We start from the raw sequence: 22424 nt of genomic DNA on the forward strand, positions 1-22424 counted from the left end.
TACGGCTACCAGGTCACCAACGTCGAAGCCTCCATGAGCAGCCCCTCCTCGCTGCTCCACTGGACCCGGCGCATGATCGAGATCCGCAAGCAGAATCTCGCCCTGGGCATCGGCTCGTACACCGAGCTCTCCTCGTCCAATCCGGCGGTCCTCGCCTATCTGCGCGAGTACCAGGACGACCTCGTGCTGTGCGTGCACAACTTCTCGCGCTTCGCGCAGCCCACCGAGCTCGATCTGCAGGCCTTCGACGGACGCCATCCCGTGGAGCTGATCGGCGGGGTGCGCTTCCCGGCCATCGGTGAGCTGCCCTACCTGCTGACACTGGCGGGCCACGGCTTCTACTGGTTCCGGCTGTGCAACGACCTCCACCCGCGCCGCCCGGCGGACCTCGCCGTGCGCCTTTGAAGGGACGTGTCGCATGCTCAAGACCGCAACGCAGTCGCGTGGCAGCAGTCTCAGCCCTCCGCTGCTGCTCACGTCGTTGGCCGGAGTGCTCCAGGAGTGGCTGCCACGGCAGCGGTGGTTCGCGGGCAAGGGGCTGCCCGTCTCGGACCTTTCTGTGGTGTCGATGACCGAGCTGCACCCCGGCTGCCTGCACCTGCTGATCAGTTCCGGGCACGCCGGGTCGCGCGACGACTGCTACCAACTGCTCCTCGGCGTGCGCGAGGACCTGCCGTCCCGCCTCCACCACGCCTTCGTCGGCCGCCCCAGTGAGGGCCCCCTCGCGGGGCTCACGGTGTACGACGCTCTCCACGACCCCCGGTCCGCCGCACTGCTCCTGGAACGCCTCCGCACCCCGGGAGCCGCGGGACCGCTGCGCTTCGAACGTGACGCGCAGACCGTGGTGCCCTCCGGGCTGACGCCCCGCATCCTGGACGGCGAGCAGTCCAATACCTCTTTGGTGTACGGCGATTCCTTCATCCTGAAGCTGTTCCGCCGTGTGCAGTACGGCGTCAATCCCGACCTGGAAGTTCCCTGGGCGCTGGCCCGCGAGGGGTGCGCGCGCGTGCCCGCGCCCGTGGCCTGGTTCTGGACCGACGAGCCGCGCAGGACGACCCTCGGGGTGCTCCAGCCGTTCCTGCGCGAGGCGACGGACGGCTGGACCCTGGCCCTCCAATCCCTCGCCGCAGGACGGGGCTTCATCGACGAGTCGTACGAACTGGGGCGTGCCACCGCCGAGGTGCATCTGGCGCTGGCCCAGATCTTCGCGCCCGGCCCCGAGGACCCGCACGGGGGCCGTCGGCTCGCCGCCGCGATGACGGCCCGCCTGGACACCACCGCCCGGCAGGTGCCGGCGCTCGTCCCGTACGTGTCACGGCTGCGGGGCGCGTACGACGCCGTCGCGGCGCGCGGCCTGGGCCGGCCGCCGCAGCGCATCCACGGAGACCTGCACCTCGGACAGGTGCTACAGGCCGGGCAGCGGTGGTTCGTCATCGACTTCGAGGGTGAGCCGGCCCGCCCGATCGCCGAACGCAGACGCGTGCAGGCCCCTGTCCGCGACATCGCCGGCATGCTCCGCTCCTTCGATTACGCGGCCCACGCCAGGCGGCCCTGGCAGCCCCGGTGGGCCCAGCGCTGCCGGGACGCCTACTGCGCCGGATACGCGGCCGAGGCGGCGTGGGACCCGCGAGGGCAGGCCGAACTCCTGCGGGCCTACGAGACGGACCGGGCGGTGTACGAGGCGCTGTACGAGGCCAGGCACCGGCCGGACTGGCTGCCCGTGCCGATGGCGGCGATCGCCCGCCTGGCGGAGGGCCGTTGACCCCCTCACCGGCGAGACCGCGTCGGCGTCCGCCCGTTCCGCCACCCACGCTCCGCACCTGCTCAGAGGAGATCTGACTCCGTGGCCATCACCGATACCTCCACCACCCCCTCCCCCGCCGTCACCCTCCGCGCCCCGCTGCTCGACCCCGGGACCGTCGCCGACGACGGCCGCACCCCGGACTGGCACGTGTCCGAGGCGCCGCTCGACGAGGAGAGCCGGGGCCGCCTCCTTACGGGCACCCACCACGACCCGCACGCGGTGCTCGGCGCGCATCCGGTGCCCGACGGCGTGGCGTTCACGGTGCTGCGCCCGTACGCCCAGGCGGTGGCGGTCGTCGTCGACGGCCGGACCGCGCGCCTGAACGATGTGGGGGACGGCCTGTTCTCGGGTGTGCTGCCGCTCGCGGCGATCCCCGCGTACGAACTGCGGGTGACGTACGACGGCCGGGACACCGAGGTCCAGGACCCCTACCGCTTCCTGCCCGCGCTCGGTGAACTCGATCTGCACCTGATCGGCGAGGGGCGGCACGAGGAGCTGTGGCGGGCGCTGGGCGCGCATCCGATGACCCACCAGGGCGTCGTCGGCACCCGGTTCACGGTGTGGGCGCCCAACGCCAGGGGCGTGCGCGTGTGCGGGGACTTCTGCCACTGGGACGGCACGGCCTATCCGATGCGTTCACTGGGGTCGACCGGAGTGTGGGAACTGTTCCTTCCCGGCATCGGTGAGGGGGACCGGTACAAGTTCGACATCACGCGGCCCGACGGCACGCACACCCTGCGCGCGGACCCGATGGCGCGCCTGGCGGAGACGCCGCCGGCGACCGCCTCCATGGTCACCCGGTCGACCCACGTGTGGGCGGACGAGGAGTGGATGGCGCACCGGGCGGACCGTCCGGTGCACGAGGCGCCCTTCTCGGTGTATGAGGTCCATCTCCCGTCGTGGCGCCCCGGATTGACGTACCGTCAGCTGGCCGAAAAGCTCACGGCGTATGTGGCTGACGCGGGCTTCACGCATGTGGAGTTCATGCCGGTGGCCGAGCATCCGTTCGGCGGGTCGTGGGGGTACCAGGTCACCGGCCTGTACGCGCCGACCTCCCGCATGGGCACACCGGACGACTTCCGGCACCTGGTCGACACGCTGCACCAGGCGGGCATCGGCGTGATCGTGGACTGGGTCCCCGCGCACTTCCCCAAGGACGACTGGGCGCTCGCCGAGTTCGACGGCCGGCCGCTGTACGAGCCGGGGGACTCCCGGCGCGCCGAGCACCCGGACTGGGGCACGCTCACCTTCGACTACGGCCGCCGGGAGGTGCGCAACTTCCTCGTCGCCAACGCGGTCTACTGGTGCGAGGAGTTCCACATCGACGGGCTGCGCGTCGACGCGGTGGCCTCCATGCTCTACCTCGACTACTCCCGCGAGGACGGCCAGTGGGCGCCGAACGAACACGGCGGCCGGGAGAACCTGGACGCGGTGTCGTTCCTGCAGGAGATGAACGCGACGGTCTACCGCCGCTGCCCCGGCGTTGTCACCATCGCCGAGGAGTCGACCGCGTGGAACGGCGTCACACGGCCCACCGACCACATCGGCCAGGACGGCTTCGGCGGGCTCGGCTTCGGCCTGAAGTGGAACATGGGCTGGATGCACGACTCCCTCGAGTACATCCAGCACGAGCCCGTGCACCGGCAGTACCACCACAACGAACTGACCTTCGCGATGGTCTACGCGTACAGCGAGAACTACCTCCTGCCCGTGTCGCACGACGAAGTCGTCCACGGCAAGCGGGCGCTGGTCTCCAAGATGCCGGGCGACTGGTGGCAGCAGCGCGCCAACCACCGCGCCTACCTGGCCTACATGTGGGCCCATCCCGGCAAGCAACTCCTCTTCATGGGGCAGGAGTTCGCGCAGGGCGCCGAGTGGTCGCCGGAGCACGGCATGGACTGGGGGCTCCTGGACCCGTCGTACGCGGCGGAACCGGACCATGGTGGTGTGCTGCGGCTGGTGCGCGACCTCAACCACCGGTACCGGGCGACGCCCGCGCTGTGGGAGCAGGACACCGTGCCCGCCGGGTTCGCCTGGGTCGACGCCGACGCGGCCCACGACAACGTGGTGGCGTTCCTGCGCTTCGCCGCCGACGGGACGCCGCTCCTGGCGGTGAGCAACTTCTCGCCGGTGATCCGCGACGACTACGTGCTCGGGGTGCCCGAGACGGCGGGCGCGTGGCGGGAGACGCTCAACACGGACGCGGCCGGGTTCGGCGGCGGCGACGTGCGCAACGCGGACCCGCTGCGCCCGGAACACGAGCCCACCGGAGCCTTCCCGGCCCGCCTGCGCGTGACGCTGCCTCCACTGGCGACGCTGTGGCTGCAGCCCGAGTGAGGCCGGGCGCCCTCCCGGCCGCCTCGGCGCGCGGCCCCGCGAGGGCTAGCCGTTCGGCAGGATGACCGCCCGGCCGTTGACGCGGCCCTCGTGCAGGTCCTCGTACGCCTTGGGGGCCTCGTCGAGCGCGTACGTCTCCACATGGACGTCGATCACGCCGGCCCTGGCCAGGTCCAGGACCTCGATCAGCTCGGCCCTGCTGCCCCAGTACGGGGAGCGGACGGCCACGTCGAAGGGGGTCGTGCCGAAGCCGACCGACGCGGCTCCGCCACCGATGCCGACGATCGAGACGTCCGCCTCCACCGCGGCGCACGCGGTCGCCGTCGCGGCGGTGGGCGGCGCGCCGACGAAGTCGAACACCGCCTGGGCGCCCAGGCCGCCGGTCAGCTCGCGCACCCTGCCCGCCGCCGCCCCGTCCGACAGGACGGCCTCGTGGGCGCCGACCTCGCGGGCCAGCCGCAGCTTCTCCTCGGTGACGTCGAGGGCGATCACCCGCGCCGGGGTCAGCGCGCGCAGCAGCTGGATCGCCACGTGCCCGAGCCCGCCGGTGCCGATGACCACGGCCGTGCTGCCGGGCGTCAGCTTGGGCAGTGAGGTCTTGATGGCGTGGTACGGCGTCAGGCCCGCGTCGGTGAGCGGCACGGCGGTCACCGGGTCGAGACCGTCCAGCGGGACCAGGTGGCGCGGGTCGTCCACGATCATGTACTCGGCGATGGCACCGGGCGCCCCGAGTCCGGGCGGGCGGATGCCCAGCTCCGCGGCGCGCGTGCAGTAGTTCTCCTTGCCCTGCGCGCACATCAGGCAGGTGCCGCAGCCCCACGGCCCGTACACGGCCACGGAGTCGCCGAGCGCGAGCCCGGTGACGCCCTCGCCCAGCGCGGCGACGGTCCCGGCGCCCTCGTGGCCGAGGGTGAGCGGCAGTGGGAAGCCGAGGGCCTCCGCGGGACGGCTCATCACGGCGATGTCGGAGTGGCAGACGCCGGCGGCGGTGACCTTCAACAGCACCTGGCCGGGGCCCGGTGCGGGCCGCGGGACGGTGACGACCTCGGGGGCGGCGCCGACGCTGCGGTACTGGACGGCCTTCATCTCTGCTGACATTCCGGGTACCTCTACTTTCTCTCTCGTGCTTGTGCGGCCGGGTCAGCGGGCCGCGTAGCCGCCGTCGACGAGGTGGTAGCTGCCGTTGATGAACGAGGCGCGGTCCGAGAGCAGGAACAGCGTGAGGTCCGCGACCTCGTCGGCGGTGCCGAGGCGGCCCTGCGGGTGCAGCGCGATCAGCTGCCTGCGCTGGTCCTCGTCGCCCTTGAGCAGCGGGGTGTCGATGAAGCCGGGGGCGACGGCGTTCACGCGCACGCCCCGTGCCGCGTACTCCACGGCGGCGCTCTTGGTCAGTCCGACGACCGCGTGCTTGGCGGCGGAGTACGCGGGGGAGCCCGCGAAGCCGTTCGTGCCGAGGATCGAGGACATGTTGACGACGGCGCCGCCGCCCGCGGCGACGAGCTGCGGCAGCTCGTACCGGAGGGAGTAGAAGACACCGTTCAGGTTGGTGTCGATCACGCGCCGCCAGTCCTCGACCGTGTACTCGCCGGTGGGGGCGGAGGCTCCGGCGATCCCGGCGTTGTTGACGGCCAGCTGCAGACCGCCGAAGGTCTCGACCGTGAACTCGACGGCGTGGCGCACCGATTCCGGGTCGGTGACGTCGACGCGTACGGCCGCGGCCCGGCCGCCGGCCTCGGTGAGTGAGCGGGCGACGTCCCGCGCGCCCTGTTCGTTGTGGTCCGCGACGGCGACGGCCGCTCCTGCGGCGGCGAGGCGGCGGGCGACCTCGAGGCCGATGCCGGAGGCGGCGCCGGTGACGAGGGCGGTCTTCCCGGCGAACTCCGCCGTCGCGGTGGTGACGCCGGCTGTGCTGGTGGTGGTGCTGGTGCTCATGGTGGTGCCTGGTTTCACGTGGTGGTGGTTCGGGGTGCGGGTTCGTCGGCCAGGGCCGCGAACGACGCGTCGATGAGCTGCGGCAGAGGGGTGCTCGCGCCGGGCGCGATCCAGAACCGTACGGCGGTGCCGAACGCCCCGACCGCGAGCGAGACGGCGAGCGCCGGGCGCAGATCACGCTCGGCGTCCAGGCCGAGCCGGTGCGCGACGATCGCCACCGACTCGGTCTCGGCCTCGTCCCGCACCCGCAGATAGGCGGAGAGCAGCGCCGGCTCGTCGTGGAGCAGCCGGAGCAGGTCGCCCGAGCGGGGCAGGCGGTGCCAGGCGGTCGGTTCGTCGTCGAGCCAGCCGCGGAGGGCCCGGTAGTAGGCCGTGAGCGGGCTCTCTTCCTGGGGGCGGGCGGCGAGTGCCGCGTTGATCCGCGCGTAGTCGGCGCGCAGGGCGTCGACCACGGCGTCCTCCTTCCCGGCGAAGTAGCGGGAGAAGGTGCGGCGGGAGACGTCGGCGCGGTCGCTGATCGTCTCGACGGTGACCTGGTCGAGGCCGTGGGCGAGGACCAGGTCCACGGCGGCGTTCGCCATGGCGGCCCGGCTCTCCTGGACCTTGCGGGTCCTGCGGCCCTGTGTGCTGCTCATGCTTCCGACTGTACTCCTCAAACTGTCCCATCGGGACACTTGGCCCTGTGGGACAGTTTGCGTCGGTCGCGGCGGGTTCCGCGGGTGCCTTCACGCCCTCTGCCCGAGCGCGGGCACGCGTGCCATCGTGGGGAGGCCACTGGTCCGGACCAGTGGCCCGGAGGGTCAGACGCCGATGAGGAGCGTGCGCATGCGCGGCACCACCGTCTTACCGGGGCAGGGGAACAACGGAGAGCCGGGCGAGGAGGGCATGCCGACGCATCGGCTGCAGGTGCCGATGCCCAACACCCTGCCCTTCGCCATCGGGACGTTCGACACCATCGGGCCCATGTCCCGCGCGCCCTTCCCGCACCGGCACACCTTCCACGAGATCGTCCACGTGACAGGCGGCACCGGCGGGCATGTGGTCGATCTGAACCGCTTCGCGCTGCGGCCGCCGAACCTGTGCTTCATCGCCCCCGGACAGGTCCACCACTGGGACGACGTGGTGGGCCTGGAGGGCCGAGTCATCCTGTTCACCGACGACTTCCTCCTCGACCATCCCGCCGACCGGCACGTACTGCGGGGGCTCGCCCGGCGCTCCTGCCTCGACCTGACCGAGGAGGCGGCGGAGTGGACCGCCCGTCTTGTCGCGGAGCTGGACGGCGAGTACCGGTCGGGGGCCGCGGGGTTCCAGGGCGTGCTGCGGGCCCTGCTGCACATCCTGGTGGTGCGGGCGGCGCGGCTGCCCGCTCGCCGGACGTCGCCGGCGGCGCCCGAGCCGCCGCACGAGGGCGCGCCGCACTCCCGGCCGGTCTCGGTGGCCACGGATTTCGTGACGCTCCTCGCCGGTCCCGAGGGCGCCCTGCAGTCGGTGCGGTCGAGCGCGGCGCGGCTGGGCGTCTCGGTGAGCTATCTCAGCGAGGCGGTGAAGGCCTCCACCGGCCGCACGCCCGGCGAGCTGATCCGGCAGACCCGGGTGCACGAGGCCAAACGCCTGCTGCTGCGCACGGAGTTGTCGGTCCGTCAGGTGGCGGGGCGGGTCGGGTTCGGCGACCCGGCGTACTTCTGCCGCTTCTTCCGCCGCGAGACCGGTGCGAGCCCCGGGGACTTCCGGCGCGGCGGTGGCGATATTCACCACGACCACCGGCTCCAGTCCATCGTCGGGTCCTCCTCCCCCGCATAGCTTCATAGCCGATCCGGAACGCACCCATCCCTTACGGCTCAGGAGGAGCGAGCGATGGACAACGAGATCGGCACCCCCACCGGTGACGGCGCCCCCGAAGCCGGCGCATCCGACACCGGTGTGAACGGCAGCAAGGGCCCGAGCCGCAAGACCGTCCTGCGGGCCGCCGCCGCGGTGGGCATGAGCGTGCCCTTGACCCTCTGGGGAGCGCCCGCGCTGGCACGGACCGCCGGCGAGCGCGGCGAGGCCGTCGAGGTGACCCCCACCTGCGACGACGGTGACGACCCGACCATCCCGCAGATGGAGGGGCCGTACTTCAAGCGCAATTCGCCGCAGCGCACCTCGCTCGTCCAGCCCGGCACCCCGGGCGTGCGCCTCACCGTCACCGGCTACGTCTTCGGGCTGGCCTGCAAACCGATCCCCCGGGCGCTGCTGGACTTCTGGCAGGCCGATACCTACGGAGCGTACGACAACGTGGGGTTCCGCTTCCGTGGGCACCAGTTCACCGACGCCAACGGCGCGTTCAAGCTCTCCACGATCGTGCCGGGCCTCTACCCGGGGCGCACCCGCCACCTGCACGTCAAGGTGCAGGCCCCCGGGCGTCCGATCCTCACGACGCAGCTGTACTTCCCCGGGGAGCCGCGCAACAACACGGACACGATATTCGACCCCCGGCTGCTCATGAACGTCCGTACCGTCGGCAACGCGAAGGAGGCGGATTTCGACTTCGTCCTCAACGTGCCGCAGTAGCGGCGCCGTTGTCGCTCACCAGCCGCAGAGTCCGTGTCCCCATGCCCTTGATCGCCGCGTCCCTGCTGGTGGGCGGCGGTCTCTCGGCCTGGACCCTGGGGCAGGGCAGCCCCGCCCACGCGGCCGCGCCGGACGCCGGCCGCGCGGGCGTCGCCGGACAGCCGACGGACGACTTCAACGGCGACGGCTTCGCCGACCTGGTCGTGGGCGCGCCGGGCGGCACGGTCTCCGGCCAGGCGAAGGCCGGGTACGTGGTGGTACGTACGGCTCCAAGGACGGCCTCGACCCCGCCCGTAAGAAGATCATCAGCCGCTCCACCGGCGGCGTGCCGGGCGCGGCCACCGCCGAGCAGGCCTTCGGCGACTCGTTCACCGCGGGCGATCTGGACCACGACGGCTTCACCGATCTCGTCGTCGAAAGCGCCGGCCGGAGCTCCGAGGCGGGCTCGGTGATCCTGTGGGGTTCCGCCTCGGGCCTCACCGGCGGCACGAAGTTCGCCACGTACGGGTTCAGGCCGCAGGCCGGGGGCTTCGACGGTGACGGCACAAGTCGCAGTGGTGGAGCTACGAGGACGAAGAGCGCCCCGGCCCGTCGTGCGGTGAGCGGCCCGAGACCTGCGTGGACGGACCGCGGTCCGTGAAGGGCCCGGTGGTCCCCCAGGCCGTCGGCGACATCAACGGCGACCACTACGACGACCTGGTCGTCGGCGACAGCGACTACGAGAGCAGGGCCATGGTCGATGTCGCGCTCGGGGTGGTCGGTGAGAACGTCCGGGACATCGCCGACGCCGGCGCGGTCGTCCTCGTGCGCGGCAGCGCCGACGGCGTGACGGGCACGGGAGCCCAGGCCTTCCATCAGGACACGGCGGACGTGCCCGGAGTCGCCGAGAAGGGCGACTTCTTCGGGACGGCCGTGTCGCTGCTCGACGTCACGGGTGACGGGCACGGCGACCTCGCGGCGTCCTCCGTCGCGGAGAACGCCCAGGCCGGCGCGGTGTGGTCGCTGCGCGGCACGTCCGGCGGCCTGACGGCCAGGAAGTCCGTGGCCTTCGGCCCCAAGGATGTCGCGGCCCCGAACACGGCGGCGCTCCTCGGCAGCGGACTGCGCTAGACCCGCTCCTCGCCGGGCCGCGCCAGGCACATGCCCCGGTCCGAGGCCTCCCCCCGTCGGAGGCCTCAGACCGGGCGGATCAGCTCCCAGGTGTCGACGGCGTAGTCGAGGGCCATGCCGTGCCGTTCGTACAGGGCGAGCGCGCCGCTGCTGTTGTCGGTGTCCACACCGAGGCCGATCCGGTCACGGCCCAGCGACGCGTAGTGCCCGAAGGCGTGGCGCAGGAGGTGGCTGCCGATGCCGCGCCCGCGGGCCTCGGCCAGGACGCCGAGGTTGCCTATCCACCCCATCGACGCACGGTCGTTGTGCGTGCGCAGCACGGCGGCATCCCCGTGCCCCTCGACGTGGGCGACCCAGATCAGCGACCAGTCGACCCGCTCGGCGCCGATGTCGTCCAACCACTGTCCGTATGTGCGTGGTTGGTGGTCGAAGTGCTCCGTGAAGCACTTCTGGAGCAGGTCGTGGGCGCGCCTGCGGTCCTCTTCGTCCAGGCAAGGACGCAGCACCAAACCGGACGGCGGCACGGGCAACGGGTCGTTCTGTGGGCCGATGTGCCGCACCATCACGTTGTAACGCCGCACGGTCCGCCAGCCCCGCGCACGCAGCGCCGCCGGGTCCGTGGTGGGCGCGGTGTTGAGGTGGAGGTGCACGACGGCCCGCGCCGCACCGTTGGCCGCCGCCCGCTCCGCGGCGCGGTCCTCCATCAGGTCGAAGAGATGCAGGGAGCCTTCGGGGCGGCCGGGCAGGACATAGTGATCGACGTCGATCCGCTCGCCACCGGATTCGTCCCACAGCAGCGCGTACCCGACGAGCAGGTCACCGTCGAACAGCAGCCAGGAGTCCCGCTCCAGGTCCACCTCGGGGTGCTTCAAGTCGGCCTATACCTCACCCAGTTCGGTGTCGGCCCGCCCGATCTCCAACAGATCGACTTCATTGAGCAGCGCACACACGGCCACCGCGTCACCAAGGGTCGCCGGGCGCACGGTCAGCCCCGGGGGCGGCGTGAGGGACGTCGTCATGGGTCCACTGTCCGGGGGTGGGGGGCCGGACCACAACGGATTTATTGCGCGCGGGGGGGCGGGCGCCCGGCGCAGGCCCATTGCCGACATGGTCGTCCCCAATCGGGTCAGGGCGCCAGCACGATCCTGCCGAACACCTCTCCCGCGTCCATCGCGTGGTGGGCCCGTGCCGCCTGGTTCAGTGGGAGGACCTCGTGCACGACCGTGCGCAGGTCACCGCGTGCGGCGTCGGTGAACTGGGAGGACCGTACGGCCTGGCGGTCGGGGGCGGGCACGGTGTCGGAGCTGAACGTGGTGAACGTCAGCGACTTGCGGAAGCCGTCCAGCAGCCGCATGCCGAAGTCCGTCGGCGGCTGACCGTCGACGACGCCAACTGCCACGTAGCGCCCGTTGGGGTTCAACTTGTCGATGAACCGGGGTAGTTGCGGGCCGCCGATGATGTCGATCGTCACGTCGAAGCCTGTCTGCGTGTCCGGGCCTCCCTCGCCGGAGCGGTCGAGGACGTGGGTCGCGCCCAGGTCCCGTAGGCGGGCGCCGCGTTCCGCCGATGAGGTGGTGACCGCCACCGCGCTCGCGCCACGCCCGGCCGCGAGCTGGACCGCCGTGATCCCGATGCTGCCCGCCGCACCGCGTACGAGCACCGACTCTCCGGGCGTGAAACGGGCCCGGTCCAGGGCGAAGTGGGCGACCACGCCGGAGCCGCCGAGCGTCACCGCGTCGGCGCCGGTGAGGCCGTCCGGCAGCACGAGGACGTCCTCGACCGCGGCGACGGCCTGCTCGGCGTACCCGCCGGACAGGCCGGTGAACGCCCACACCCGCAGCCCGATCCACGAGACGTCCACGCCGTCTCCCACCGCGGTGACCGTTCCCGCGACCTCACTGCCGAGGAGATGGCCCTCCCGGAACCCGTGGGCGGCAAGCGTTCCCCGGCGGATCACGGCGTCCACACCGCCCACCCCGACCGCCTCCGTGGCGATCAGCACCTGCCCGGGTGCGGGAACGGGCGCGGGGATGTCGACGACCTCCATGCCGTCGGGGTCGCCGAACGTTCTGATTACGACGGCTTTCATCAATACTCCTCGCGGTTGGTGGGGGTGTGGGTGGCAGCACCGGCAGGCTTTGCAGGCCCGGCAGGCCCGGCAGGCCCGGCGGCAAGCCTCGGTTGCACTGCCATCGGAACGTAACGGACGCCCCCGTCCGCTTGGCTAAAGTGAGAAGCGATGACCCACCATTTGCCTCAGTCCGTACGCTCCGACGCCCGCGACAACCGGCTGCGCATCCTGGACGCCGCCCGCGCGGTGTTCGGCGAGGAGGGGCTGAGCGCGCCCATGCGCGAGGTGGCCCGGCAGGCCGGCGTCGGCCCCGCCACGCTGTACCGGCATTTCCCGACCAAGCAGGCACTGATCGTGGAGACCTTCGCCGAGCAGCGGCGGGAGTGCCATGCCGCCGTCCGCGATGCCCTCGCGGACCCGGACGCGTGGCACGGCTTCCGGAGCCTGGTCGAGCGGATCTGCGAACTCCACGCGCACAGCAGGGGGTTCGCCGACGCCTTCATGACGGCCTTCCCCGAGGCCATGGACTTCACCGCCGACCGGGAGCAGACGCTGCGCGCGGTCGGCGAACTGGCGCGCCGCGCCCAGGCGGCCGGCCAACTGCGCCCCGACTTCGTCGTCGACGACCTGATCCTCACACTGACGGCCCACCGGGGCCTCCAGGACACCCCGCCGACCGCCCGCCTCAAGGCCTCCCGCCGCTTCGCCGCCTACATGCTCGACGCATTCCGCACCGCCCCAGAGCCGGAAGCCCCCGCGTCCGTGAGATCGTCGCGCTCGTGATCGAGTCCTGGGTGATCGATGACGACGACCCCGTTCGCGTGTCGCCCGAGGTGGTGGCGGGAGCCCTCCGCGAGAGGATCGGCAGCGGGCGGCTGGAGACGTGGCTGACGAGTTCGTCCGGACGGTCTCTGGCCTTCGTCACGAACGCCGAGCGCGCGATGGTGATGCTGCTCGAAGCAGCGGGCGACCCCGGTGAGCACGCCGTGTCCCCGGGAGCCGAGGAATCGAGCAGCGGGTTCGTCCTCTCCAACGGGCAGCTCGACGCATACCCGGACGAGGACACCGTCCTCGTCGGAGAGGCGTTGAGGCTCATCGAGCACATCGTCGGCGCGGGGTCCTGGCCTGCGGACGCACCCTGGGTGGTCGACCGCTGAAGCCCCCCTCGGGCCCTCGGACCGGCACCGCGGGTCGGCGACGGCAGTGCAGAGCTCAGGCCAGTACCGCTCGTACCGTCTTGCCGCCCCTATGTGTGCCCACCACCTCCAAGCGGTGGGCCAACTGGCGGACCATCGCCAGGCCTCGGCCGCTCTCTCTGTCCGTGCTCTGCCGCTGGACCCGTGGGCGTTCGGGACTGGTGTCGGTGACCTCTACCGTCACTCGGTCGCCGGACACCTCCACGCTCAGGCGGCAGCCACCGTCCGCGTGGCGCAGTGCGTTGGACACGAGCTCCGAGACGATCAGCGTGGCGTCGTCCACGCGCTCGGCGGCCACCTCGGTCTTGCGGCGGCGGGATCCCGAGAGGAACCCGGAGGTCAAATGCCGCGCCCGGCCCGCCGACGCGGGTTCCTGCGGCAGTGCGTACTCCACTCGTTCCTTGGACCGATGGGCGCGCTGGTGCGCACGCATGGCAGCTCACTCCCCTCCCCGAGACAAACCGGCGTCCACCCGCGATCAACGTCGCCACCGGGGCCGCGACCCGTGGCGCGCGACCGGCCCTGCCCCACGGTGATGCCCTCACCCGCTGATCCTCAATCCGCCCGCGCTCGCTTCCCTTGCCACACATTGACCCTGACATCAGCTTCAAACCAGACTGAGCGGTCATCCGTCGGCACCGGCGTCGAAGGCGCGGTGTCCGCTCCGCCACGCCGGGAAGGCCGCCCATGAACCCGATGCCCCGCCCCTACAAGGGCTACCAGGACGAGATCTACTTCGACGGGCTGCGCGGTGTCGTGCCCAAGTACCCGATGACGTATGCCGAGTTGGAGGAGCGGGCGCATGCCGCCATGGCTCCTTCGATCGTGTCGTACGTCGCCGGTGGCGCGGGCGACGAACGTACGCAGAACGCCAACGTCACCGCCTTCGAGCGCTGGGGTCTGATACCGCGGATGTTCGTCGGAGCCGCCCAACGCGACCTGTCCGTCGACCTGTTCGGCATGACACTGCCGTCGCCCCTGTTCATGGCGCCCGTCGGGGTTCTCGGGATCTGTGCGCAGGACGGGCACGGGGATCTCGCGGCGGCGCGGGCGGCCGCGCGGACCGGCGTTCCGATGATCGCCTCCACGCTCTCCGAGGATCCGATGGAGGCGGTCGCGGGTGAACTCGGCGAGACGCCCGGCTTCTTCCAGCTGTACACGCCGACGGACCGCGCACTCGCCGAGAGCCTGGTACGCCGGGCGGAGAAGTCCGGCTTCAAGGGCATCGTCGTGACCATGGACACCTGGATCTCCGGGTGGCGCCCGCGCGACCTGAGCACCTCCAACTTCCCCCAGCTGCGCGGCCACTGCCTCGCCAACTACACCAGCGACCCGGTCTTCCGCGCCCAGCTGCCCGCCGACCCGGAGCAGGACATGCAGTCGGCGGTACTGAAGTGGGTGCAGCTCTTCGGCAACCCGCTGACCTGGGACGACCTGCCGTGGCTGCGCTCCCTGACGTCTCTGCCGCTGATCGTGAAAGGTTTGTGCCACCCGGAGGACGTGCGCCGCGCCAAGGACGGCGGGGTGGACGGCATCTACTGCTCCAACCACGGCGGCCGCCAGGCCAACGGCGGACTTCCCGCGCTCGACGTGCTGCCCGCGGTCGTCGAGGCCGCCGACGGACTGCCCGTCCTCTTCGACTCGGGGGTGCGCAGCGGCGCGGACATCGTCAAGGCCGTCGCACTCGGCGCCACCGCCGTCGGCGTGGGCCGTCCGTACGTGTATGGCCTCGGGATCGGCGGGACGGACGGCGTCACACACGTGCTGCGCTCACTGCTCGCCGAGGCCGACCTCCTCATGGCGGTCGACGGCTACCCCACCCTCGCCGACCTCACCCCGGAGGCGCTCCAGCGCGTGGAGTGACCCCAAGGGTGGAGTGATCCCAAGGGTGGAGTGATGCCAAGGGCCGTGCGGTAAGCGGGTGAGCGCGGTGCCTCAGTGGACACTTGTACGTTCCTTGTGAGACATTGGTGTCTCATTCGGAACTGAGGTGTTACTCCCCATGACCCCGCAACGTGACTCACGGCGCTGGGCCGTCCTCGCGATCCTCTCCGGCAGCCTCCTGCTGATCGCCATGGACACCACGATCCTGAACGTCGCCTTCCCGTCCCTGGTCACCGATCTGCGGCCGAGCTCCGTGCAGCAGCTGTGGATCATCGACATCTACGCCCTCGTGCTCTCCGGACTCCTCGTGACCGCGGGCGCGCTCGGCGACCGGTGGGGCCGCAAACGGCTGCTCCTGATCGGCTTCGGCGTCTTCGCCCTCGCCTCGCTGCTCGCCGTCTTCGCGACCGCCGCCTGGCAGGTCATCGCCGCCCGGGCACTGCTCGGCGCGGGCGGCGCGGCGATCATGCCGGCCACCCTGTCGATCCTGCGGAAGGTCTTCACCGACGCCCGCGAGCGCGCCCTCGCCTACGCGGTGTGGTCGGCCGTCTTCGGCGGCGGCATGGCGCTCGGGCCGGTCGTCGGCGGCCTGCTCGTCGAGCACGACGGCTGGCAGTCCGCGTTCCTGATCAACATCCCCGTCGCGCTGGTCATCATCGCGCTCGGCCTGTGGATCCTGCCCGAGTCCCACCAGCCCCGAGAGGGCCGCTGGGACTGGTGGGGCGTCGGCCAGTCCGTCGTCGGCATGCTCGCCCTGGCGGGCGGCATCAAGCAGCTCGGCAAGGGCGGCCCCGCCGACCCGGTGGCCTGGGCCCTCCTCGTCGTCGCCGCCGTGACGCTCACCGTCTTCGTCCGTCGCCAGCTGCGCCTGACGCACCCGCTGCTGCAGGTACGCCTCTTCGCGTCCCGCCCCTTCGCCATCGCCGCGGCCTCGATCTTCCTCGGCATGATCGCGCTGGGTTCGGCGCTGTTCCTGATCACGCAGTGGTTCCAGTACGGGCAGGGCTACACACCCCTGGAGGCGGGCGTCCGGCTGCTGCCCGCCCCGCTGGGTCTGGTCCTCACCTCGCTGGTCACTCCGGTGCTGATGCACCGGCTGCCGATCCGGCACGTGATGGGCGGCGGCCTGGTGGTGATGGCGGCCGGGCTCGCCCTGCCGTGGCTGCTCCAGCTGTCCGAGCCGCTCGGTTACGGCGAAATCGCCGTCGCGCTCGCGGTGCTCGGCTGTGGCGTCGGCATCGGGACGACCGCCGCGTCGGTCACGCTGATGGCCGCCACCCCGGCCAAGGACGTCAGCGGTGCCGCGGCGGTCGAGGAGACCTGTTACGAACTCGGCGCCGCGATGGGCGTGGCCGTCCTCGGCAGCGTCGCCACCGCGCTGTACCGCGTGAACCTGCCCGACCTTGGCCTGCCGGCGCAGACCACGGCGGCCGTGAGCGACTCGATCGGCGAGGCGGCGCGGGTCGCCCACGAGCTCACGGGCCCGGCCGGCGCCACCCTGCTCACCCGGGCCGCCGACGCGTTCACCTCCGGGATGGCACCGACATTCCTGATGGCGGCCGCGCTGCCGCTGGCCGCCGCCGCGCTCACCTGGGCGAAGATCCCCAAGGGCCTGCGCCCGACGGAGGACGCGCACTGACGCCCCACGCGCACTGATACCCCATGCTCACTGACACCCCCGTGCGCCCTGACGCCCAACTGGCCACGTCCGCACCTCAGTTCCCCCTATCATCTGTTCGGCTCCAGGTGTTCAGTGAGAGGACGACGGGGACTTGAGTTCCATACGGAAGCGTGGCGCGCGCAAGCGCCGCATGGCGATGGCCGTCGCGGGTGCCGCGGCGGCCGTCGTGGCGGGGGTCCAGCTGTCGCCCGCCGCGTTCGGCACGGGTGGCGACGGGAGGTCCGCGGCGGCGCGGCCGGCCGCCGAGACGGACGACTTCGGCGTCTCCCGCACGGACGGGACCTCCTTCGAGAACGGCGTCATGTCCCTGAAGCCGCCGCCCCCCGCGTCCTCCTCGCGGCAGGCGGCCGCCGGGCCCCCGCACGGCACGGGCTGGAAGTCGGGCGGCGCGTCCAAATACCTCGTCACCGGCTACACCATCAAGTTCTACGACAAGCGGGCCGCGGACTGGCTCGGCCCCTACGTGAAGAAGTCCGCCGCGGACCTCCGGCGGGTCACCGCGCTGCCCGTCTCCGTCGACATGAGGCCGGTCGGCTGGGACTACGTCCGGCCCCGGGGCGAGATCGTCGTCGGCCTCCTGCGCCGCCCCTGCGTCCCCCCGGCCGACGGCGGCTCATCGGGCTGGAAGGTGGTCCGGGACGGCTCCGGCAGCAAGAACCTGAGCTGCGGCTTCTACGCCTCCTCCCTCGCCGACACGGTGACCAGCGGGCACGCGTACATCGACGACGAGTTCTTCACCGCGGACGGCAGGCCCGCACCCTCCATGGGCGCGACCTACCTGCGCAACCACATCAGCCACGAGCTCGGGCACACGATGGGCCTCGCGCACGCCAACCGCAGCGCGGCCCGCGGCGACTGCGTCAAGGGCACCGACTCCGGCCAGTTCCCGGTGATGTGCACGCCCACCAACGCGTACCAGGACAAGCGCGCGGGCACCTACGTCCAGCAGTACGACATGCAGGGCCTGCGCCACCTGGCCCGCGGCGGCGGCGCGGCGCTGCCCCCGCAGGGCAAGGTGACCGGCATCGGCCGCAAGTGCCTCGACGTCAAGGGCGGCAAGGCGGCCAACGGCACGCAGATCCAGCTCTACACCTGCAACAGCGGCGTCGCGCAGTCATGGATCGTGCAGAAGGACGGCACGTTCCGGGCGCTGGGCAAGTGCCTGGACAACTACCGCAACCAGAGCGCCAACGGCAACAAGATCAGCCTCTCCGACTGCCACGGCGGCGCGTCGCAGCGCTGGTCGGTCAATGCGAAGGGACAGATCGTGCACATCGCGTCCGGCAAGGTCCTCGACGTGCGGGGCGGCTCCACCGCCGACAGCACCAAGGTCCAGCTGCACGCGGCGAACACGTACAAGCGCCAGGTCTGGGTCACACCGAAGTAACCCTTGGTCAGCGGGGAGTACTCGGTCTTCGGCGGGGCACAGCGGCTACAGTCACCAGCGATCAGCCCCGCCCACCTGGGAGAACCTCGCACCATGGCCGTCGACGAACTCGACACCCGCATCCTGCGGCTGCTCCTCGAACAGCCCCGCACCAGCCTGCGCGAGTACGCGCGCGTCCTCGGGATCGCCCGCGGCACCCTGCAGGCCAGGCTGGACCGCATGGAGCGGGACGGCGTGATCACCGGCACGGGCCCGTTCCTCTCCCCCGCGGCGCTCGGCCACCCCGTGCTCGCCTTCGTCCACATCGAGGTCACGCAGGGGCATCTGGACGAGGTGGGGGACGCGCTCGCCGCCGTGCCCGAGATCATCGAGGCGCACTCGATCACGGGCGGCGGCGACCTGCTGACCCGCGTCGCGGCCCGGGACAACGGGCACCTGGAGGACGTCATCCAGCAGCTGATCAACCTGCCGGGCGTGGTGCGCACACGTACGGAGATGGCGCTGCGGGAGCGGGTGCCGCACCGCCTGCTCCCGCTGGTCGAATCGGTCGGCAGGTCGACCGCCGGACAGGGGTGACCTGGCCGTTTGGCATGCTGGAGGCCATGAGCACCTTCGGCAGGACCTCGGTCGTCTTCGACCTCGACGGCACTCTCGTGGACAGCGAGCCCAACTACTACGAAGCCTCGCGGGCCCTGCTCGCCGACTTCACGGGCCGGGAGTACACCTGGGCCGACAACGAGCAGTACGTCGGCATCAGCTCCGTGGAGACGCTCGCCCTGTGGCGGACGGAGTACGGCATCGAGGCCTCGGCGGCCGAGCTCCTCGCCGACCTCGACCGCCGCTATCTGGAGCTGGCCCGCGCCAACACGCCCGTCTACCCGGAGATGCGGAAGCTCGTCGAGGCCCTGCACGAGGCGGGCGTGCCGATGGCGGTGGCGTCCGGGTCGTCCCGCGCGGCCATCGAGGCGATCCTGGCCGGCACGGGTCTCGACGCCCGGCTGACCACGGTCGTCTCCGCCGAAGAGGTCCCGCGCGGCAAGCCCGCCCCGGACGTGTTCCTCGCGGCGGCCGAGCTGCTGGGCGCGGACCCCGCGGACTGCGTGGTCTTCGAGGACGCGGCACCGGGCGCACTGGCCGCGCGGGCGGCCGGGATGCGCTGCGTGGCGATACCGTACGTCGCCGCCCACGCCTCCGACGAGGCGTTCACTTCGGCGGACCTGGTGTTCCGCGGCGGCCACCGCGAGTTCACGGCCCAGGCTGCGCTCGAGGTCCTGGCGCCCCGATAGGGGTCCCCTGAGGGCCGCCCGCAGCAGACAACTAGCCCCGAACCGCTCAGGCGGCCCCGGCCACCCGCTCAGGGGTGAGCAGCTCAGCCAGCCGCTCCGGCGGCAACAAACCCTTCTCCAGGACCAGTTCGGCAACACCCCGCCCGGTGGCGAGCGCCTCACGCGCGATCTCCGTGGCGGCGGTGTAGCCGATGTGCGGATTGAGCGCGGTCACCAGACCGATGGACGTCTCCACCGAGGCGCGCAGCACCTCGGTGTTGGCGGTGATGCCCTCCACGCACCGCTCGGCGAGCGTGAGGCAGGCCTGGCGGAGCGAGGTGATGCTCTTGGCGAGCGAGTGCAGGATGACCGGCTCGAAGGCGTTGAGCTGGAGCTGGCCGGCCTCCGCGGCCATGGTGATGGTGACGTCGTTGCCGATCACCTCGAAGGCGACCTGGTTGACGACCTCGGGGATGACCGGGTTGACCTTGCCCGGCATGATGCTCGAACCGGCCTGCACGGGCGGCAGGTTGATCTCGTTGAACCCCGCGCGCGGGCCCGACGAGAGCAGCCGCAGGTCGTTGCAGCTCTTGGAGAGCTTGACCGCGATCCGCTTCAGGACGCCGGACAGGTGCACGAAGGCGCCGCAGTCCTGCGTCGCCTCGACCAGGTTGGCGGCGGTCACCAGCGGCATGCCGGTGATCTCGGCGAGGTGGCGGCGGGCCGTCTCGGCGTAACCGGCGGGGGCGTTGAGGCCGGTGCCGATCGCGGTGGCGCCGAGGTTGATCTCGTGGATCAGCTCGACCGCTTCGGCGAGGCGCATGCGGTCCTCGTCGATCATCACGGCGTACGCGGAGAACTCCTGGCCGAGCGTCATCGGCACGGCGTCCTGGAGCTGTGTGCGCCCCATCTTCAGGACGTCGCGAAACTCCAGGGCCTTCGCCGCGAACGCGTCCTGCACCACCGACATCGCGCGCAGCAGCCCGTGGACCGCGCTGACCGTCGCGACCTTCACGGCGGTCGGGTAGACGTCGTTGGTGGACTGGCTGAGGTTGACGTCCTCGTTGGGGTGCAGGTGTTCGTACGCGCCCTTGGGGTGCCCGAGGAGTTCGAGCGCGCGGTTGGCGATGACCTCGTTGGCGTTCATGTTGGTGGAGGTGCCCGCGCCGCCCTGGATGACGTCGACGACGAACTGGTCGTGCAGGTGGCCCGCGCGGATCTCCCGGCAGGCGGCGGCGATGGCGTCGGCCTTGGCCTTCGGGAGCAGCCCCAGCTCCTCGTTGGCGCGGGCGGCGGCCTCCTTGACGGCGGCGAGCGCGTCGATCAGCTGCGGGTACACGGAGATCGGGATGCCCGTGATGGGGAAGTTCTCCGTGGCGCGCAGGGAGTGGATGCCCCAGTAGGCGTCGGCGGGCACGTCCCGGTCACCGAGCAGGTCGTGCTCGCGGCGGAGGGCGGGGGCGGTACTCATGGTGTGTACTTGTTCTCTTCCGGGAGTGATGTCGAGGCGGGACGCCTCAGGCGGCCTGGTCGGCGACGGCCGCCGGCTCACCGACGATGCGGCGCAGCCGAGCCGTCCGCTCGGCCGGGCCGGAGGCCGAGAGCAGCGCGGCGAGGAGCGCGGTACGGGCCTGACCGGCACGCAGCGTGCCGGTGAGCACCGCTCCGGCCGCCGCGAGGTCGACCGCCCCGCCGTGGGTGTAGATCTCGGTGACGGGGCCGGCGGGGACGCGGGTGGTGAGGGCGACCACGACGCCCCGCTCGATGGCGGTCGTGACGGCGGTGACGAACTCGGGCGTCGCGTTGCCCGCGCCGGTGGCGACGAGCACGATGCCCTCCGCGCCCGCCTCGACCGCCGTCTCGAGGAAGAGCGGGTCGGCGTCGACGTGGTGCATGACCATGTCGATGCGCGGCAGGGACCCGGTCGGCAGGTCCGCGGGGGTCGGCAGCGGCTCGGGGCGCGCCGGGCGGTGCAGGATCGAGACCTTGCCGAAGCCCACCTTGCCGACGGGCGGCGCGGACGGGTCGGCGAAGGCGTCGGCGGCGAGGGTCTGCGTCTTCACGGTGCCGCGCGCGGCGTGCACCTTGCCGTCGAAGACGACAAGGACGCCGAGGTCACGGACGGTCGCGGCGGTGAGCAGCGCGTCGTAGAGGTTGCCGGGTCCGTCGCCGTCCTCGGCGCCGAGCGGCTTCTGCGCCCCGGTGAAGACGACGGGGCGCGGGTCGTCGTGGTGGAGGTCGAGCAGGAAGGCGGACTCTTCCAGAGTGTCCGTGCCGTGGGTGACGACGATGCCGTCGACGCCGGGGTCGGCGAACACCTCGCGCACGGTGCGCAGCAGGGTGAGCTGCTGGGCGGAGGTCAGACGCGGGCTGTTCACGTTGAACAGGTCGATGACCTCAGAGCGTATGCCGTGGGGTATCGCGGCGGTGGCGAGTACTTCGCGGCCGGGGGCGTCGGCGGCGAAGCCGGTCCCCTGCCAGCGGCTCGCGATGGTCCCGCCGGTGCTGATGACGACGATCCGCCGCGCCTGTGCTTCCACGTCCGCGTACCTCCCAGGGATGCTGAGGTCCTTCAGCCCCCGGGTGGTGGGCAGCCTCGGCGCAAGGATAGATCGAACACCGCGCAATGTGTTTGCCGATATCCGAGGCTCCCGCAATATTCGTGGTGGATAATTGCGCCATGGATGAGATCGACCGCAATATTTTGCGCGAGCTGCAGAGCGACGGCCGGCTGACCAATCAGGAGCTGGCCGCGCGGGTCGGGCTCAGCGCGTCGCCGTGCATGCGGCGGGTCCGCCAGCTGGAGCTGGACGGCGTGATCCAGGGATACCGCGCCGTGGTGGACCCGGAGGCGGTGGGACGGGGTTTCGAGGTGCTCGTCTCCATCGAGGTGCGGCGCGACCGCGAGACGGTCGAGGCGTTCGAGGCGGCGCTCCAGGACATCCCGGACGTCATCGAGGCGTACCGCCTGTTCGGGAGCCCCGGCTGTCTGCTGCGCATCGCCGTCGCCGATCTGGCCGCGTACGAACGTCTCTGGATCGAGCGGCTGACGGCGCTCGCGGGGGTCACCGAGGTCAACTCGCAGATCATCATGAAGCGGATCAAGGAGCCGCAGGGCCTGCCGGTGAACACCTGAGCCGCATCCGACCCCCGCCCCCCTCGCCGCCTTGGTACAGACCTATTGACGACTGGTCTGGTCCAGCCTAG

General features: G+C 71.7%; 22 protein-coding genes and 2 pseudogenes. 16 read left to right on the plus strand and 8 right to left on the minus strand.

Going from position 1 to position 22424, the window contains the following annotated elements; all coding sequences use genetic code 11:
• From ACZ56E_RS38630 to glgB, 3 genes are all read left to right on the plus strand, one after another.
• Positions 1-405 (plus strand): alpha-glucosidase C-terminal domain-containing protein (locus tag ACZ56E_RS38630; RefSeq protein ID WP_471221688.1); only part of this gene is annotated, 405 nt, incomplete at its 5' end.
• A 13-nt stretch (positions 406-418) separates the two neighbouring features.
• Positions 419-1762 carry a maltokinase N-terminal cap-like domain-containing protein gene (locus ACZ56E_RS38635; protein ID WP_471221689.1) on the plus strand — a complete coding sequence of 448 codons (1344 nt, stop codon included), beginning with the start codon at positions 419-421 and terminating at the stop codon, positions 1760-1762.
• 189 nt (positions 1763-1951) lie between these two features.
• A complete protein-coding gene (gene glgB, locus ACZ56E_RS38640; RefSeq protein WP_471221780.1) occupies positions 1952-4141 on the plus strand; it encodes a 1,4-alpha-glucan branching enzyme in 2190 nt (729 codons plus the stop codon).
• 45 nt (positions 4142-4186) lie between these two features.
• Here the strand turns inward: glgB and ACZ56E_RS38645 are convergent, their stop codons facing one another.
• Genes ACZ56E_RS38645 through ACZ56E_RS38655 form a run of 3 tightly spaced genes read right to left on the minus strand, consistent with a single transcriptional unit; the run spans position 4187 to position 6708 of the window.
• Entirely contained in the window at positions 4187-5227 is a 1041-nt protein-coding gene (locus ACZ56E_RS38645; protein WP_471221781.1) for an NAD(P)-dependent alcohol dehydrogenase, read from the minus strand.
• 54 nt (positions 5228-5281) lie between these two features.
• A complete protein-coding gene (locus ACZ56E_RS38650) occupies positions 5282-6073 on the minus strand; it encodes an SDR family NAD(P)-dependent oxidoreductase (RefSeq protein WP_471221690.1) in 792 nt (263 codons plus the stop codon).
• Positions 6074-6087: 14 nt separating this feature from the next.
• Complete coding sequence (locus tag ACZ56E_RS38655) at positions 6088-6708, minus strand: acyl-CoA-like ligand-binding transcription factor (protein WP_471221691.1); 621 nt, start codon at positions 6706-6708, stop codon at positions 6088-6090.
• Between the two features lie 190 nt (positions 6709-6898).
• Between ACZ56E_RS38655 and ACZ56E_RS38660 the strand changes: the two genes are divergently transcribed.
• From ACZ56E_RS38660 to ACZ56E_RS38680, 5 genes and pseudogenes are all read left to right on the plus strand, one after another.
• Positions 6899-7873 (plus strand): AraC family transcriptional regulator, encoded by a 975-nt coding sequence (locus ACZ56E_RS38660; RefSeq protein WP_471221692.1) that lies wholly within the window; start codon positions 6899-6901, stop codon positions 7871-7873.
• 54 nt (positions 7874-7927) lie between these two features.
• Positions 7928-8620, plus strand: a pseudogene (locus tag ACZ56E_RS38665) (dioxygenase family protein); the annotation flags it as partial.
• Positions 8621-8664: 44 nt separating this feature from the next.
• Positions 8665-9075 carry an FG-GAP repeat protein gene (locus ACZ56E_RS38670; protein WP_471221693.1) on the plus strand — a complete coding sequence of 137 codons (411 nt, stop codon included), beginning with the start codon at positions 8665-8667 and terminating at the stop codon, positions 9073-9075.
• Complete coding sequence (locus ACZ56E_RS38675) at positions 9006-9263, plus strand: hypothetical protein (protein WP_471221782.1); 258 nt, start codon at positions 9006-9008, stop codon at positions 9261-9263. Before ACZ56E_RS38670 ends, ACZ56E_RS38675 begins: the two co-directional genes overlap by 70 nt.
• The gene (locus ACZ56E_RS38680; RefSeq protein WP_471221694.1) at positions 9260-9733 is read left to right on the plus strand and encodes a hypothetical protein; all 474 of its coding nucleotides are present in this window, start codon (positions 9260-9262) and stop codon (positions 9731-9733) included. Before ACZ56E_RS38675 ends, ACZ56E_RS38680 begins: the two co-directional genes overlap by 4 nt.
• A 65-nt stretch (positions 9734-9798) precedes the next feature.
• On the opposite strand, the pseudogene ACZ56E_RS38685 reads toward ACZ56E_RS38680, so the two are convergent.
• Both ACZ56E_RS38685 and ACZ56E_RS38690 read right to left on the minus strand, forming a co-directional pair.
• A pseudogene (locus tag ACZ56E_RS38685) lies at positions 9799-10752 on the minus strand (GNAT family N-acetyltransferase).
• A 107-nt stretch (positions 10753-10859) separates the two neighbouring features.
• Positions 10860-11822: a zinc-dependent alcohol dehydrogenase family protein gene (locus ACZ56E_RS38690; protein WP_471221695.1), complete on the minus strand. Its 963-nt coding sequence runs from the start codon at positions 11820-11822 to the stop codon at positions 10860-10862.
• Positions 11823-11972: 150 nt separating this feature from the next.
• On the opposite strand from ACZ56E_RS38690, the gene ACZ56E_RS38695 reads away from it, so the two are divergent.
• Both ACZ56E_RS38695 and ACZ56E_RS38700 read left to right on the plus strand, forming a co-directional pair.
• The gene (locus tag ACZ56E_RS38695; protein WP_471221696.1) at positions 11973-12587 is read left to right on the plus strand and encodes a TetR/AcrR family transcriptional regulator; all 615 of its coding nucleotides are present in this window, start codon (positions 11973-11975) and stop codon (positions 12585-12587) included.
• Positions 12584-12961, plus strand: a complete 378-nt coding sequence (locus ACZ56E_RS38700; protein ID WP_471221697.1) for a hypothetical protein — start codon at positions 12584-12586, stop codon at positions 12959-12961. The genes ACZ56E_RS38695 and ACZ56E_RS38700 overlap by 4 nt, the downstream gene beginning before the upstream one ends.
• 55 nt (positions 12962-13016) lie before the next feature.
• Here the strand turns inward: ACZ56E_RS38700 and ACZ56E_RS38705 are convergent, their stop codons facing one another.
• On the minus strand, positions 13017-13433 hold the full coding sequence (locus ACZ56E_RS38705) for an ATP-binding protein (RefSeq protein WP_468605839.1): 417 nt from the start codon (positions 13431-13433) through the stop codon (positions 13017-13019).
• 254 nt (positions 13434-13687) lie between these two features.
• On the opposite strand from ACZ56E_RS38705, the gene ACZ56E_RS38710 reads away from it, so the two are divergent.
• From ACZ56E_RS38710 to ACZ56E_RS38730, 5 genes are all read left to right on the plus strand, one after another.
• Positions 13688-14863, plus strand: a complete 1176-nt coding sequence (locus ACZ56E_RS38710; protein WP_471221698.1) for an alpha-hydroxy-acid oxidizing protein — start codon at positions 13688-13690, stop codon at positions 14861-14863.
• 139 nt (positions 14864-15002) lie between these two features.
• Positions 15003-16523 (plus strand): MFS transporter, encoded by a 1521-nt coding sequence (locus tag ACZ56E_RS38715; RefSeq protein WP_471221699.1) that lies wholly within the window; start codon positions 15003-15005, stop codon positions 16521-16523.
• Between the two features lie 133 nt (positions 16524-16656).
• Positions 16657-17952: a ricin-type beta-trefoil lectin domain protein gene (locus ACZ56E_RS38720; RefSeq protein WP_471221700.1), complete on the plus strand. Its 1296-nt coding sequence runs from the start codon at positions 16657-16659 to the stop codon at positions 17950-17952.
• Between the two features lie 93 nt (positions 17953-18045).
• Entirely contained in the window at positions 18046-18528 is a 483-nt protein-coding gene (locus tag ACZ56E_RS38725) for an Lrp/AsnC family transcriptional regulator (protein ID WP_468605847.1), read from the plus strand.
• Between the two features lie 26 nt (positions 18529-18554).
• Positions 18555-19238: an HAD family hydrolase gene (locus ACZ56E_RS38730; protein ID WP_471221701.1), complete on the plus strand. Its 684-nt coding sequence runs from the start codon at positions 18555-18557 to the stop codon at positions 19236-19238.
• Positions 19239-19284: 46 nt separating this feature from the next.
• Here ACZ56E_RS38730 and aspA read toward each other — a convergent pair whose 3' ends face one another.
• Positions 19285-20688, minus strand: coding sequence for an aspartate ammonia-lyase (aspA, locus tag ACZ56E_RS38735; RefSeq protein ID WP_471221702.1), 1404 nt, complete (start codon positions 20686-20688; stop codon positions 19285-19287).
• 46 nt (positions 20689-20734) lie between these two features.
• The gene (locus tag ACZ56E_RS38740) at positions 20735-21757 is read right to left on the minus strand and encodes an asparaginase (RefSeq protein ID WP_471221703.1); all 1023 of its coding nucleotides are present in this window, start codon (positions 21755-21757) and stop codon (positions 20735-20737) included.
• 140 nt (positions 21758-21897) lie between these two features.
• On the opposite strand from ACZ56E_RS38740, the gene ACZ56E_RS38745 reads away from it, so the two are divergent.
• Positions 21898-22353: an Lrp/AsnC family transcriptional regulator gene (locus tag ACZ56E_RS38745; RefSeq protein ID WP_468605855.1), complete on the plus strand. Its 456-nt coding sequence runs from the start codon at positions 21898-21900 to the stop codon at positions 22351-22353.
• Positions 22354-22424 lie beyond the last annotated feature (71 nt).

The organism is Streptomyces sp. NPDC039480, from assembly GCF_055597165.1.

Bases quoted from the DNA above. Each gene is read 5' to 3' on its own strand.
- ACZ56E_RS38635 (WP_471221689.1), top strand. From the start codon at position 419: ATGCTCAAGACCGCAACGCAGTCGCGTGGCAGCAGTCTCAGCCCTCCG.
- ACZ56E_RS38645 (WP_471221781.1), bottom strand. From the start codon at position 5,227: ATGAAGGCCGTCCAGTACCGCAGCGTCGGCGCCGCCCCCGAGGTCGTC.
- ACZ56E_RS38650 (WP_471221690.1), bottom strand. From the start codon at position 6,073: ATGAGCACCAGCACCACCACCAGCACAGCCGGCGTCACCACCGCGACG.
- ACZ56E_RS38655 (WP_471221691.1), bottom strand. From the start codon at position 6,708: ATGAGCAGCACACAGGGCCGCAGGACCCGCAAGGTCCAGGAGAGCCGG.
- ACZ56E_RS38660 (WP_471221692.1), top strand. From the start codon at position 6,899: ATGCGCGGCACCACCGTCTTACCGGGGCAGGGGAACAACGGAGAGCCG.
- ACZ56E_RS38670 (WP_471221693.1), top strand. From the start codon at position 8,665: ATGCCCTTGATCGCCGCGTCCCTGCTGGTGGGCGGCGGTCTCTCGGCC.
- ACZ56E_RS38690 (WP_471221695.1), bottom strand. From the start codon at position 11,822: ATGAAAGCCGTCGTAATCAGAACGTTCGGCGACCCCGACGGCATGGAG.
- ACZ56E_RS38695 (WP_471221696.1), top strand. From the start codon at position 11,973: ATGACCCACCATTTGCCTCAGTCCGTACGCTCCGACGCCCGCGACAAC.
- ACZ56E_RS38705 (WP_468605839.1), bottom strand. From the start codon at position 13,433: ATGCGTGCGCACCAGCGCGCCCATCGGTCCAAGGAACGAGTGGAGTAC.
- ACZ56E_RS38710 (WP_471221698.1), top strand. From the start codon at position 13,688: ATGAACCCGATGCCCCGCCCCTACAAGGGCTACCAGGACGAGATCTAC.
- ACZ56E_RS38715 (WP_471221699.1), top strand. From the start codon at position 15,003: ATGACCCCGCAACGTGACTCACGGCGCTGGGCCGTCCTCGCGATCCTC.
- ACZ56E_RS38725 (WP_468605847.1), top strand. From the start codon at position 18,046: ATGGCCGTCGACGAACTCGACACCCGCATCCTGCGGCTGCTCCTCGAA.
- ACZ56E_RS38730 (WP_471221701.1), top strand. From the start codon at position 18,555: ATGAGCACCTTCGGCAGGACCTCGGTCGTCTTCGACCTCGACGGCACT.
- aspA (WP_471221702.1), bottom strand. From the start codon at position 20,688: ATGAGTACCGCCCCCGCCCTCCGCCGCGAGCACGACCTGCTCGGTGAC.
- ACZ56E_RS38745 (WP_468605855.1), top strand. From the start codon at position 21,898: ATGGATGAGATCGACCGCAATATTTTGCGCGAGCTGCAGAGCGACGGC.